General features: G+C 27.6%; 19 protein-coding genes and 1 tRNA gene. 4 read left to right on the forward strand and 16 right to left on the reverse strand.

Going from position 1 to position 12,470, the window contains the following annotated elements; translation table 11 throughout:
• Positions 1 to 8: 8 nt before the first annotated feature.
• The 14 genes from FBE87_RS00760 to mqnP form a co-directional block, all read right to left on the reverse strand.
• Positions 9 to 815, reverse strand: coding sequence for a hypothetical protein (locus tag FBE87_RS00760; protein ID WP_002872895.1), 807 nt, complete (start codon positions 813 to 815; stop codon positions 9 to 11).
• Positions 809 to 1,747 carry a membrane protein gene (locus FBE87_RS00765; protein ID WP_002854357.1) on the reverse strand — a complete coding sequence of 313 codons (939 nt, stop codon included), beginning with the start codon at positions 1,745 to 1,747 and terminating at the stop codon, positions 809 to 811. The genes FBE87_RS00760 and FBE87_RS00765 overlap by 7 nt, the downstream gene beginning before the upstream one ends.
• Positions 1,740 to 2,423 (reverse strand): 23S rRNA (guanosine(2251)-2'-O)-methyltransferase RlmB, encoded by a 684-nt coding sequence (gene rlmB / locus FBE87_RS00770; RefSeq protein WP_002869758.1) that lies wholly within the window; start codon positions 2,421 to 2,423, stop codon positions 1,740 to 1,742. The genes FBE87_RS00765 and rlmB overlap by 8 nt, the downstream gene beginning before the upstream one ends.
• A gap of 13 nt (positions 2,424 to 2,436) precedes the next feature.
• A complete protein-coding gene (rsmI, locus tag FBE87_RS00775; RefSeq protein ID WP_002882152.1) occupies positions 2,437 to 3,261 on the reverse strand; it encodes a 16S rRNA (cytidine(1402)-2'-O)-methyltransferase in 825 nt (274 codons plus the stop codon).
• A 2-nt stretch (positions 3,262 to 3,263) separates the two neighbouring features.
• On the reverse strand, positions 3,264 to 3,464 hold the full coding sequence (gene rpmE / locus FBE87_RS00780; protein ID WP_002851603.1) for a 50S ribosomal protein L31: 201 nt from the start codon (positions 3,462 to 3,464) through the stop codon (positions 3,264 to 3,266).
• A 78-nt stretch (positions 3,465 to 3,542) separates the two neighbouring features.
• Entirely contained in the window at positions 3,543 to 4,199 is a 657-nt protein-coding gene (locus FBE87_RS00785; protein WP_002851903.1) for a 16S rRNA (uracil(1498)-N(3))-methyltransferase, read from the reverse strand.
• Position 4,200: 1 nt separating this feature from the next.
• Positions 4,201 to 4,608 carry a membrane protein gene (locus FBE87_RS00790; protein WP_002851635.1) on the reverse strand — a complete coding sequence of 136 codons (408 nt, stop codon included), beginning with the start codon at positions 4,606 to 4,608 and terminating at the stop codon, positions 4,201 to 4,203.
• Entirely contained in the window at positions 4,608 to 5,033 is a 426-nt protein-coding gene (locus FBE87_RS00795; RefSeq protein WP_052822810.1) for a cytochrome c, read from the reverse strand. Before FBE87_RS00795 ends, FBE87_RS00790 begins: the two co-directional genes overlap by 1 nt.
• Positions 5,033 to 5,614: a 6-carboxytetrahydropterin synthase gene (locus FBE87_RS00800; RefSeq protein WP_002858675.1), complete on the reverse strand. Its 582-nt coding sequence runs from the start codon at positions 5,612 to 5,614 to the stop codon at positions 5,033 to 5,035. The genes FBE87_RS00795 and FBE87_RS00800 overlap by 1 nt, the downstream gene beginning before the upstream one ends.
• Entirely contained in the window at positions 5,611 to 6,354 is a 744-nt protein-coding gene (locus FBE87_RS00805; protein WP_002851883.1) for a 7-carboxy-7-deazaguanine synthase QueE, read from the reverse strand. Before FBE87_RS00805 ends, FBE87_RS00800 begins: the two co-directional genes overlap by 4 nt.
• 2 nt (positions 6,355 to 6,356) lie before the next feature.
• Positions 6,357 to 7,319 (reverse strand): GTP 3',8-cyclase MoaA, encoded by a 963-nt coding sequence (gene moaA / locus FBE87_RS00810; protein ID WP_002868437.1) that lies wholly within the window; start codon positions 7,317 to 7,319, stop codon positions 6,357 to 6,359.
• A 12-nt stretch (positions 7,320 to 7,331) separates the two neighbouring features.
• A complete protein-coding gene (locus tag FBE87_RS00815) occupies positions 7,332 to 7,847 on the reverse strand; it encodes a hypothetical protein (protein WP_002851715.1) in 516 nt (171 codons plus the stop codon).
• Entirely contained in the window at positions 7,844 to 8,341 is a 498-nt protein-coding gene (locus FBE87_RS00820) for a hypothetical protein (RefSeq protein WP_002851641.1), read from the reverse strand. Before FBE87_RS00820 ends, FBE87_RS00815 begins: the two co-directional genes overlap by 4 nt.
• Entirely contained in the window at positions 8,332 to 9,216 is an 885-nt protein-coding gene (gene mqnP, locus FBE87_RS00825) for a menaquinone biosynthesis prenyltransferase MqnP (protein ID WP_002851905.1), read from the reverse strand. The genes FBE87_RS00820 and mqnP overlap by 10 nt, the downstream gene beginning before the upstream one ends.
• 70 nt (positions 9,217 to 9,286) lie before the next feature.
• On the opposite strand from mqnP, the gene miaA reads away from it, so the two are divergent.
• A complete protein-coding gene (miaA, locus tag FBE87_RS00830; RefSeq protein WP_002851982.1) occupies positions 9,287 to 10,156 on the forward strand; it encodes a tRNA (adenosine(37)-N6)-dimethylallyltransferase MiaA in 870 nt (289 codons plus the stop codon).
• On the opposite strand, the gene FBE87_RS00835 is transcribed toward miaA, so the two are convergent.
• Positions 10,142 to 10,705, reverse strand: coding sequence for a manganese efflux pump MntP family protein (locus FBE87_RS00835; RefSeq protein ID WP_002851996.1), 564 nt, complete (start codon positions 10,703 to 10,705; stop codon positions 10,142 to 10,144). The two genes, miaA and FBE87_RS00835, sit on opposite strands and share 15 nt — an antisense overlap.
• Positions 10,706 to 10,852: 147 nt before the next feature.
• Between FBE87_RS00835 and FBE87_RS00840 the strand changes: the two genes are divergently transcribed.
• Positions 10,853 to 10,927, forward strand: a tRNA-Glu gene (locus tag FBE87_RS00840).
• A gap of 135 nt (positions 10,928 to 11,062) precedes the next feature.
• Here the strand turns inward: FBE87_RS00840 and FBE87_RS00845 are convergent.
• Complete coding sequence (locus tag FBE87_RS00845) at positions 11,063 to 11,245, reverse strand: hypothetical protein (RefSeq protein WP_002851904.1); 183 nt, start codon at positions 11,243 to 11,245, stop codon at positions 11,063 to 11,065.
• Positions 11,246 to 11,512: 267 nt separating this feature from the next.
• Here FBE87_RS00845 and sodB point away from each other — a divergent pair, with 267 nt between their 5' ends.
• Positions 11,513 to 12,175: a superoxide dismutase [Fe] gene (gene sodB, locus FBE87_RS00850; protein ID WP_002851662.1), complete on the forward strand. Its 663-nt coding sequence runs from the start codon at positions 11,513 to 11,515 to the stop codon at positions 12,173 to 12,175.
• A 68-nt stretch (positions 12,176 to 12,243) separates the two neighbouring features.
• Complete coding sequence (locus FBE87_RS09155) at positions 12,244 to 12,462, forward strand: hypothetical protein (RefSeq protein WP_252726905.1); 219 nt, start codon at positions 12,244 to 12,246, stop codon at positions 12,460 to 12,462.
• The last annotated feature ends 8 nt before the right edge of the window (positions 12,463 to 12,470 follow it).

Raw genomic sequence — 12,470 nt, forward strand, 5'->3', positions numbered from 1 at the left:
TTAATCCTTTATTTTTTAAGTGTGATTTTTAAACCCCTGCGTATATTATCTAAACTATACATATCGCTTACAATAGCATATATAGCACCATTTGGAATAAGTTCTGAAAAATGATTATTTTTATTTTCGCTTTTTACTGCTTTAATTAGATTCAGATTTTTATCTAAAAAGAAGATTTTAGGAAACCAATTGTCTAAATCATTTGCATCAATAATCAAATTTGTAGCATTTTTTAAATCAAGCACATAGTCTTTAAGGGGTTTTTCTAATGATTTTGGAGTATTTAAATTAACATTTGTATTGGTTTTTAATACAGCATTGGAAAAATTTAAATCATATTCATAGTCATATGCCCCAATGCGCTTAATATTATCTATATAGACAGAATTTTCTTTTAAGAGATTGTAAAGCGTTCCAGGATCTAAAACATATTGAGAATCTACTTGTATGGTATAGTCAATATTTCCTTCTCTTAAAATCAAATCTGTAGGGATAAAATATATATATCCGGCATCTGTTAAAACATCGGATAAAATTTTAAAAAACATAACTTCATCAGCTTTTGCTTTAAAATTTAGTTTTAGACTTTGAGGATTTGATAGTGTTAAGGCAATTAAAGAATTGGTTTTTAATATTTGAGATATTTTTGCAATATCACAATTTCCATTATTATCTATGTAAGAATTATTTGAAAATAATAATTCTAGTTGAGAATTTTTACTAGGATTGTTTACTAAATTTTTTGCTAATTCAAGACTTGAGATTGCAAAAGATATATTAACCCAAAAAGTAAGAATAATAATTTTTTTTACCATTCTTTACCTTTATTTAATTTTACAAATTCAGCAGCTGAAATACTGGTAATTTTTCCATCTTTAATCAAGAAACGTTTTGAAATTCCTACAGGAAATTTTTGTTCTTTATTTTCTTGATCAAACATTGTTAAAGCTGCAGCCCCTGTTAAAATTAACTGATCTTTATCTAAAGAAATATTAAAATCTTTTTCTTTAACAAAGCTTGTTTTTTTAAGGCTTTTTAAATCTATCAAACCTATCCAAATCTTGGTAGAGGTTTTAAAATGTGCTTCTTTTAAAGAATCAGTTTTTAGTGTATTTGTGTCTTCTTGGATTTGGGTATTTTTTTCTTCATCGAGTAGAGTTGTGTTATTTTCACTGATATTATTTTCTATGCTTATGTTTTTATCATTTTCTTGTAATGAGGTGTTTTGGCTTGGTAAAACGCTCTCTGTTTGATTTGTTTCTTGTGCTTTATTGTTGTCTATAACAACAACATTGTTTCCACTTAAAGATTTTAAATTTTCTTGTGCTTGTCCTATTATGTCTATAACTGTTGCACTAGTATTATTTTGTTCATCTTTGAAAAAAGTTTTAAGTGTATCAAAATAATAAATTCCACTTCCTATAATCACTAAAACAATAAGAACAATCAAAAAAGGCCAAGCGTTAGAGGATTTTTGACTATAAGCATCTAGTTTTGGGGTTATCATTTTTGATTTTGTTTGTGGAGTAGGATTGTTTTCGTTAAGATAAGCTTCATACTCTTCGTTAAAATCACTAAAGTCGAGTTCGTATTCTCTGCTTAAAATTTTAACAAAACCTTTAACATTAAAACGACTTAAAACAGCAAAATTCTTTTCTACTAAAGCTTCAAGAAAATCAAGTTCAATTTGCGTTTTTGCTGCAACTTCTTTTAAATTTAATTCTTGTATTTTTTTCCAATTAAGCATTTAACATCCTATCACAAAGTATTGCAAAAGCAGCGCTGACATTAAGACTATCAAAATTATTTTTCATCGCAATGCCCACACATTCATCGCACTTTTTTATAATTTTAGAGCTTAAACCAAAACCCTCACTACCCAAAACTAAAACTTTTTTACCATTGCTTATTTTTACACTGTGAATTTCTTTTCCCGAGCCATCGCTCGCATAAAAATAAAAACCTACTTGTTTTAGTTCGTTTATTACACTTAAAGCATCGTTGCTTATCACAATAGGTAAATCAAGAGCCGCTCCGCTGCTTGTGCGAATTACTCCTTCCATGGCTAATTTTTCACCAATAAAAATTAAAGCCCCAACCCCTAAAGCATAAGCTGTACGCGTGATAGCCCCTATATTTCCTACATCACTAATTCCATAAAGCATAACAATAAAATCATTTTTTTTGATCTCATTTAAATTTGCAAAAGAACTTTCTTTAATATCTAGCAAAAAACCTTGATGATTTCCACCTTTCGCATAAGCTTGAGCAGTTTTAAAATCAAGTTTTTTGATTTTAAAACCTGATTTTGCGATTTTGGAAAAAGTAATTTTATCACATTCTTTTGCTAAATAAAGCTCATTGATACAGTCTTTATGATATTCTAAAATATAAAAAAATATTTGCTTCCCATAAACTATCATATTAAAATTTTACCTAATCTTGACTTAAAAGCAGTTTTTGATAAATTTCTTTTGCATTTTTTCCATTGATCTTTGATAATAATTTTGCTTTTGCTTTTAAAGACAGCTCTAAATCCATAATATCTTTTTCACAAAGAGTATTTTGCAAAAAATTTTGCTCTTTTGATTGCAGTACTACAACCCATTCACCGTTTAAATTAGACTTTTTTAAAATTTCAAAAAGCTCTTTAGCATTGCCTTTAAATTTTTTTTCAAATTTTTTACTGATTTCTTTAATCAAAAAAATTTCTCTTTGGCTGTCTAGAATCATAATTTGTTCTACTAAAGATAAAATACGCTTGGGGGATTCGTAAATAATACTTGGATAAGGAAGGTTTAAAATTTTTTCTATGTCTTTTTGTCTTTCTTTGCCTTTATTTGCTAAAAAACCAATAAAGATAAATTCTTTTTGACAAAATGCTGAGCTTACAAGAGCAACTAAGGCTGCATTTGCACCTGGTAAAATTTCATAGGTGATATTATTTTCTTGTGCAAATTCTACCAAAGCCTTGCCAGGATCACTAATCCCTGGCATTCCTGCATCGCTTAAATAAGCTACATTTTTTTCAAATATCTTTAAATCAATACTTGCTAAAACTTCTTTTTCATTATGGGAGTGTAAGGCTATAAATTTAGAAATATGTATATCAGTGTGAAATTTGGTATTTAATAACGAAATCAAAGACTTACTTACTCTTGTATCTTCGCAAAACACAAGATCGCAAGTCTTTAAAAGTTCTAAGGCTCTAAAAGAAATATCGCTTAAATTTCCTATGGGAGTAGGAATAAAATAAAGCATAATTATTGCATTGCGTATTTTTTCTTAAATTTCTCTACACGACCTGCAGCATCTACAATTTTTTCACTGCCTGTAAAAAAAGGATGGCAATTTGAACAAATATCTACTCTTAATTCTGCTTTGTTTGACTTTGTTGTAAAAGTATTTCCACAAGCACAACTTACTTTGCATTCTACATATTCTGGGTGAATTTCTTTTTTCATTAGTTTTCCTTAAAAATTAAAACAATAAGCCGTGATTATAAATTATTTAACATAAAAAAGAGATTAATTTAAGAAAAGTTAAAGCAAAATTTTTGAAGCTATAGCTATAATAGCTGTTTGACTTTTTAGAATATTAGAGCTTTTAAGAGAGATTTTCCGGTTAAACAATAATCTCTCATCATTGTTAAATCCACCTTCAGGACCTATAAAATATAATTCTTTTTCATCGAAATGACTTTGTTGTTCTCCTTGAAAATCAACCATAATTGCATTTGGAAATTTTTGAACAAATTCTTGAGTGCTTTGGTGGATAATTAAATCCATTTTAGTATTTCTACCGCATTGTTCACAAGAAGAAATAATGATTTTTTCAAATCTTTCTAAATCGATTTTAAAATTTCTTTGTGAAAAATTTGTAAAAACCAAATGTAACTTTTTTACTCCAAGTTCATTTAAGAAAGGTAGAGTTTTTTCTAAAATTTTAATATCTATAATGGCTAAGGCTAAGTTTAATTCACTTTGTTTTATATTTTGTGATTTTTTGTTTAAAAATTTTAAAGTGCAAGAATTTCTTGTTAAATTTGTGATTGTATAGTTGTAAAGAAAATTATCTTGTAAATTTCTAAGATTTAGCTCCGAATTTTCCTTTACTCTTCTTACTTTTAAATGGTTAAAGTTTTCACCTTGAAGTTGTATAAACTCTTCTCCAGCTTGCTTGTTATACAAAAATTGCATTTTATAGATATCTTTCTATTAAAAAAGGCAAAAACAATAAAAAAATTTCAAAAGGTAAAATCAAACAACTAATCCATCTAAAAGTGGCATATTTTCTAAATCTTCTTGCTTTTTTAAAACAAACAAAGTGAAAAATTGCTAAGGCAAAAATTAAGATCCAAGAAAAAATCATTACCCAGATATTGACATTCATTTGAAATTGTTTCATTGCTGATAACAAACAACCTGTAAAAATAATCAAAGCTAAAAATAAATAATAAATTGGTAAAAATAATCGTATTCTGCGAATAAAAATGAATTCGGTTTTAAAATTTCCTTGTGTTAGTATAAGATAAAAAAGCATTAAAAAACCGCTCGCATAAAGACTATAAAGATGTAAAGCTAAAAAGAATTCGTAACTTTGATCCATTATTTTCCTTTGTTTATAAAATCAGCTAAATTTTGAATTTGTTCATCACTTAAAAAACTATGGTTTTTATCTTTTATCGTTTTTATTTTTTGTATAAAAATTTTATTGCTCAAGATTTTAATGGCCGTGCTGTTTTTAGGTTTTAATTCCCCTTTTTCTCCATGACAAGTGGCGCATTTTTGTTTATATAAAGAGTTGATAATACTAGGATTGACTTCATGTTCATCATTTGAACTTTGTGCTTCATCATCTACAGGTAAAGGCAGGTTGGAGTCACTTAATTCTGTTTTTTCATCGTTTTGTTCTATTTGGACTACTTCTTGATCTGTATTTTGAGTCTTGGAAATATTTTTTTCATCATTAGAACAGGCAGATAAAACTAATAAAAAAAAACTTAAGGCAATTAAAATTTTAGCTTTTTGCATTAAATCTCCTTTGGATTTATAAAAATTTCTTCATTTTTTAATTTGTTATAAAAATCTATATCATTCCATTCTGCTTTAATGCCATTGGAAAATTCTATGTCTTGAAGTGAAATTTTTGGCATTAGCTCACTATAGGCATCTTCTCTAAAACCTTGTGCATAGCCTGTTCTTGTTTCATGAACAATGATGCTTTGTAAAGTCACTCCTTGTTCTCCATTTACCATTTTTGTTTGTTTTAATAAAGCATCTATAAGTATGAAAAATACACGACAAAAATTTTCAGCACTTACATTAACAGGCAGGCAAATCCAACGACTTGAATATTTTTTCATTTCTTCTAAATATTTTGCGTCATCATATTTAAAAAGAGTGATAGCATGATCAAAACTATCAATAATTTGGCGTATATAGGTTTTTAAAAGTCCAAAATCATAGACCATTCCAGCATTATCTAAATATTTGCTTTCAAGTAAAACTTCAACTTTGTAAGAATGTCCATGAATGCTACTTTTGCAACGCTTAGAAGAACAAAATCTAACAATGTGTGCGTTTTCAAATTCAAATAATTTTCTTATAATCATACACCCTCTTTATCGTTCCAAAGACGAATATGAATTCTATCAGAATAATTATAACCATTCTTAATACAAAATTCAGCAATTTTTTGAGCATTTTTTTTAAGGTTTTGCTCATTTTCACCCATAGGCATACAAAAAATTTGATTTGGAGCTTCTTTTAGAATTTCATTGATTTCTAAAAATGAATTATCAAGAGTATTGGCATCTAAAACAAATTTATAAAAACTATCTTTTGCGTAATTTTTAAATGCTTTTAAAGCTTTAAAATTTAATCGTTTATCTTTTTTTATCCCACTATTTTGGAGTTTAACGCTTAAAGCAAAAATACATTCTTTGTAAAAAGGATATCTATCAAAATCAATTTCTATGCTTCCATTGCTTTCAAAGTGTATTTCGAATTTATTTTTTAATAACATTTGGATAAATTCTATAAATTCAGGATTTTCATAATGGATTAATGGCTCTCCACCTGTGATAACAACTATAGGATCAAAGTCTTTTTTTAATTTTATCACTCTTTTTAAAAGTTCATTAGCATTTAAAGTTTCATAACTTTCTTTAAAATCTTTTGTGAAAACAGCTCTTATCGTGTCACATCCAATGAGAGTTTTATCGTTTTTTGATATTTTTACATTAAAACCTAAACAGTTGAAATTGCAACCAGCAAAACGCATAAAAATAGCTAATTTTCCATTATATTTGCCTTCTCCTTGAATGCTTAAGAAACTTTCAACAAGTTGCAAAATTAACCTCCAGTTTGATAAAAAGCACGAGATGAGGTTTCATTATCAACAACACTCCATTTATTTTTTTCTGGTTTATTTCTTAATACTTCTTGTAATATTTCTACAGCGGCTTTAATATCACCTTTTCGAACCGCTTCTTTTATGCTTAATGCTTCATCAAAATAAAGGCAAGGTATTAACAAGCCTTCAGCACTTAAGCGTATGCGATTGCAAGAATCGCAAAATTCATGGCTATGAGGATCTATAATTCCAAATTCATAATCATCTGCCTTGTAAATACTCACAGGTGCTTTTTCATCTTTTTTTATAAGTTGAATTTGATATTTTTGACTCAAAATTTGTATAATTTCATCTCTTTTTAATCCTTGTAATTTACCATAAGCATGAGTATTTTCCATAAATTCTATAAAGCGAATTTGAGCTTTTTTTGATTTTGCAAATTCCAAAAGAGATATCAGTTCATCATCGTTTAAATTTTTAAGAGCTACAGTATTAAGTTTTACTTTCAAATCTAGATTTAAAGCTTCATCAATTCCAGATAAAACACTATCTAATACATCTTTTTGCGCAAGAGTTTTTGCTTTTTTGTGATCTAGGGTATCAAGTGAAATATTAAGTCGTTTAAGTCCAGCATTTTTTAGGTCTTTAGCAAAGTCTTTTAGTAAAAATCCATTTGTAGTTATAGCAAGGTCAATATCGCTTTTATAATCGCTAATCATTTTTATAAAAATACTTAAATCTTTTCTTAATAAAGGTTCCCCACCTGTTATACGGATTTTTTCAATTCCTTCGTCTATAGCTGCTTTAACAAATAAAAAAAGTTCTTCAAAGCTTAATAAATTTTCTTTTGGCTGATAATCGAAAGGAATTTTTGGCATACAATAAAGGCAGCGAAAGTTACATCTTTGTGTAACTGAAATTCTAAGATAATTTATCTTTCTACCGAATTGATCTATAAGCATTTATTTTCCATTCTATTTTATTAATTTCTTAAATTTTAAGACAAGTTCTACATTTCCAGTGCCAATGCGTAAATCTTTAGCGATTTGTTCTATGCTTTTTCCTTCTTTGAAAAGATTTTCTATTTTTTGTTCTTCTGTATCGTAATTTGGTGTAAGTTTAGCCATGCTTTGTGCTTTTTGTTCCAAATTTAAAAGACGATTTTGTTGTTCATTTTGAAAATCTTCTATGATATGTTCCATAGTTTTTAGTGTTCTTAAAACAGGAGTGATTTTTGAACTGATTTGTTTATCAAGTTCAATCATAATTTCTTCTTTTAAAAGAGAGGTTTTATAGTCTTCATCCTCTTCGCTATCATCTTTAACTCCTAATTCTTTACGAAAATAATGAAGTTCTTTGGTAATATCTTCTATCACATTTTGAAGTTTTGCTATTTTTGCATTATTTTCTCTTTCTTTGATATTCATGTAGGCTAGCATTGCAATTAAAAGCACAATTATAAAAACTAAATAAAGTACATCATCACTCATTCTTGGCCTTTCTTATTTCTTATCATATTTCTTTGGATTTCAACAACAAAAGCATCAAAAGCCATTTTGTCTTCAGGCTTAATTTTGATAATTTTTGCCAATGTTTGACTTTGAGCTTTGATAAAAATAGCTATTTTTTGATTATTTAAATCAAATCTTAAATAATATTCTTTATCTTCTTCTAAAATAGTATCCAAAAAATTTAGATACTCAAAATTTAAAGATTCTATTACCCCTTTTTGCTTAAGTGGTATAAGTTCTTTATTTTTATCTAAAGAATTTTCAAGTCTTAAAATATCTTCTTTTAGACTTAAAAGAAGATCAAAAATAATTTTTTCACCCTCGTCAAAATCAATGCGTAAAGCAAGTTTTTTCCATTTTAAAATTTGAGAAATTGCTCCAAGTTTTAGGTATTCTCCAAGAAAACGGTTATTTTCTATTTCACAACATTCTAAATGAGCTTCAAATCCTGCTTTAAAAAGTGCTAATTCCATAATAAATCAATCCAAATAAAAATAAAAAAGATAATACTTAAATAACCATTTAGAGTAAAAAATGCTCTATCAATATGAGCAAAATTCTTATGAACAATTTTATGTTCCAAGGCTAAAATAATACCGCTTATAATTACCCCAATAAGTGCTATTTTTCCAAGTGCTACACCCCAAACTTCCCACACAAAAAGAAGCCAAAATAATACCGCTAAAATATGGCAAAAAGATGATATAAATAAAGTAGCCTTTGAACCAAATTTAGCAGGAATAGAGTGAAGTCCTATTTTTTTATCATACTCCATATCTTGTAAAGAATAAAGCAGATCAAACCCAGCTGTCCAAAAAGTTACACCTAAACATAAAATAACGCTATAAATGTGAATTTCACCCATAATTATAACACTTCCTGCAATAGGCGCAAGTCCTAAACAAAATCCTAAAACTAAATGTGCTAAAGAACTAAAGCGCTTAAAAGCTGAATAAATAGCCAATACCAAAAGCACAGGAAAAGACAAATAAAAGGCCAAGGTATTAATAAAATAAGAACATGATATAAAAATAAGTGCATTAATAATGATAAAAATCCATACGCTTTTTCTACCTATTTTTCCACTGACATTAGGGCGATTTGCACAACGAGGATTATCCTTATCTATATCTTCATCCATTAAACGATTTGTAGCCATGGCAAAATTTCTTGCACTTACTGCACAAATAATGCCTAAAATCAACGCCTTAAAACCAAACCAAGCAGTGTCATTTGCAAGTTTTGATGCTACAATCATAGAGGAAAATAAAAAAGGCAAAGCAAAAATAGAATGCTTAAATACTACAAGTTCTAAAATATCTTTAAATTTTATCCAGAATGTGTTCATTTTTCTACTTTAAAATATTTTTTGCTATGATTTTACTAAAATTTTTATAAATTTTAGGATAAATATTAAAATGTTTTTTGAAATAGCATTAATAGGAACAACCGCGAGTGGAAAAACATACATAGCCAATACTTTAGCAAGAGAATTTAATGCTGTTGTTTTAAGTCTTGATAGTCTTTGTGTTTATAAAGAGATTAATATAGCAAGTGCCAAGCCTTCACAAGATGATCTTGCGAGTATAAAATACTTTGGGGTAAATTTATTGAGCGTGAATGAACATTTTAATGTTGAGTTATTCATAAGAGAATATCAAAAAGCAAAAGAATTTGCTTTAGCTAGAAATTTACCTCTAATTATAGTAGGTGGAACTGGATTTTATTTAAAAACTATGATAGATGGTTTAAGTGAAAAAACCTTAGAGTCAAAGAGTTCTTTAAATAACGATGAAATTTATGCTCTTTTATTAAATATTGATCCAAACTATAAAATAGAAAAAAATGATACTTATAGATTAAAAAAATGGCTGGGTATTTATGAACAAACAAGAGAAATTCCTAGTGAATTTTTAAAAAGAACACAAAAAACTGGGGTGCTTAAAGATATAGAAATTTATGAGCTTGCGTGGGATAAAGAAATTTTAAAAAAACGTATTAAAACTAGAACAAAAGAAATGCTTGATAATGGACTTTTAGATGAAGCAAAAATTCTTTTTTCTAAATTTGATCATAAACTTAAAGCATTAAATTCTATAGGTTTGAAAGAGTGTAAAGAATATTTAGATGGAGAAATTTCCTTTAAAGAGCTTGAAAATTTAATCACGATACATACTACACAACTTGCCAAAAGACAAAGAACTTTTAATAAAAAATTTCAAAGTAAAGCCTTGGAATTTGATAAAGCTTTAGCTACTTTAAGAATGAAATTTTCAATCGAAAAATAAATGTTCTATTAGAATTTTTACTCCTAGTATAATTAAAACCAATCCGCCTAAAAGTTCAGCTTTATTTTTAAGATAAATTCCAAATTTATTCCCTATTTTTAGAGCAATGATACATAAAATGAAGGTGATAATACCTATTAAAAATATAGCTAATAATAAATTTACATTTAAAAATGCAAAACTCACACCAACTGCTAGTGCATCGATACTCGTAGCAATTGCTAAAGCTAGCATGGTTTTAAAGCCAAATTGATTGGCATTACTATCGCAATTTTCATTTTCCAATGACTCTTTGATCATTTTTAATCCTATTAAAGAAAGTAAAATAAAAGCTATCCAATGATCAATACTCGCAATAAAAGATGCAAAAGTTATGCCTATAAAATAACCAATAGTTGGCATCAAAGCTTGAAATCCACCAAAATAAATTCCAACAATAAGATAATGTTTTAAATGTAGTTTTTTAACACTAAAACCTTTGCATAGTGATACAGCAAAAGCATCCATTCCTAAAGCACAGGATAAAAAAATAAGACTATAAAAATCCATAACAAATCCTAAAATTTTATAAAAAATTGAAGATGAAATTATAATCAAACAAAGATAAAAATCACATAATTTTGATATATTTAATTAAATTTTAAGAAATAAATATATATAATTCAATTTCATTTTTATTTTTTACTCCTTAAAAGTGGCCCATTCGTCTAGCGGTTAGGACATCGCCCTTTCACGGCGGTAACACGAGTTCGAGTCTCGTATGGGTCACCACTTTTTAATTTTTCTTTTAAAATAACAATTTTTTCATTTTTTCTATTGAAATTTAATAAATATTAATAATTTATTTTGTAGAATACGAATAGCTTTTGATATAAGTCTATTATAGACTTATATCAAGGCTGGGCATTATTGAGCTGGTGTTTGCTCTTTTGTTTTTTTGTGAGTTTTAGCTTCATGTTTTTTATCAGCTTTAGCTTTTGAATGATGAGCTTTTGTATGTGTTTGATTTACATCGCTTGGAGTATTAGCTGCAAAAACATTAGCTGCGAAAGCACCTAGTAATGCTGAGATTAGTACAACTTTTTTCATATTTTCCTCCTTATGAATAATTTTTAGTTGCAAATTAATTGTAATTATTAAAAATCAACAAATAGATATTTTTTGTAAAAATATTTCAAAAAAATATAATTTTTTATATATATTTAAATTATTATTAAAATATATTATAAATGTATCTTATTTTATTTAGATTAAATAAATAGAAATTTTACCCACTAAGCTTTTAAGATATTTTTACTCTTTTTAATATTATTATGGTAATATTTTCAATATCAAACTAAAAATAAAGGAGAAATTATGTTTGAATTAAGAAAATTACCTTATGATACCAATGCTTTTGGTGATTTTTTGAGTGCTGAAACTTTTAGCTATCATCATGGAAAACATCACAATACTTATGTTACAAATCTAAATAATCTTATTAAAGATACTGAATTTGCAGGTAAAGATCTTGTAAGTATTATCAAAACTTCAAATGGGGGCGTATTTAATAACGCAGCTCAAGTTTATAATCATGATTTTTATTTTGATTGCATTAAGCCAAGTACAGGCTGTGGCTGTGGCGGTTCATGTCAAAGTATAGATGCTAATTTACAAGCGGCACTAGAAAAAGAATTTGGATCTTTAGAAAATTTCAAAGCTGAATTTATCAAAGGCGCTACAGGAGTTTTTGGTTCAGGATGGTTTTGGTTAGTTTATAATACTAAAAATCAAAAACTAGAATTTGTAGGTACTTCAAACGCAGCTACACCAATTACTGAAGATAAAGTTCCTTTACTTGTTGTAGATGTTTGGGAACATGCTTATTATGTAGATCATCGCAATGCACGCCCTGCTTATTTAGAAAAATTCTATGCTCATATTAACTGGGAATTTGTTGCAAAAGCTTACGAATGGGCTTTAAAAGAAGGCATGGGATCAGTTAGCTTTTATGCAAATGAACTTCACCCTGTAAAATAACTTTAATCCTTTTTGTGCTAGAATGGATTTTGACATTAAGTCAACATTCTACACAAAAAGGGGCAAAAATGGATAATTCTTTATCTGCATATACTCAAAAATATGACAAAGAAGGTTATGGATTTCAATATCCTGATGGTCATGTTATAAGATTTTACGAGAGAATCTTAAAATACAAACTAAGCAAAACAAGTGGAAAATTACTTGATTTTGGTTGTGGAAATGGAGTGCATTCTAAGTATTTTAAAAATATAACCGGGGGGGGGTATAGAGCCTTATGGCATTGATATAGTTC

Source organism: Campylobacter sp. CFSAN093246 (genome assembly GCF_012889415.1).
In the GTDB taxonomy this organism is placed as follows: Bacteria; Campylobacterota; Campylobacteria; order Campylobacterales; family Campylobacteraceae; genus Campylobacter_D; species Campylobacter_D jejuni.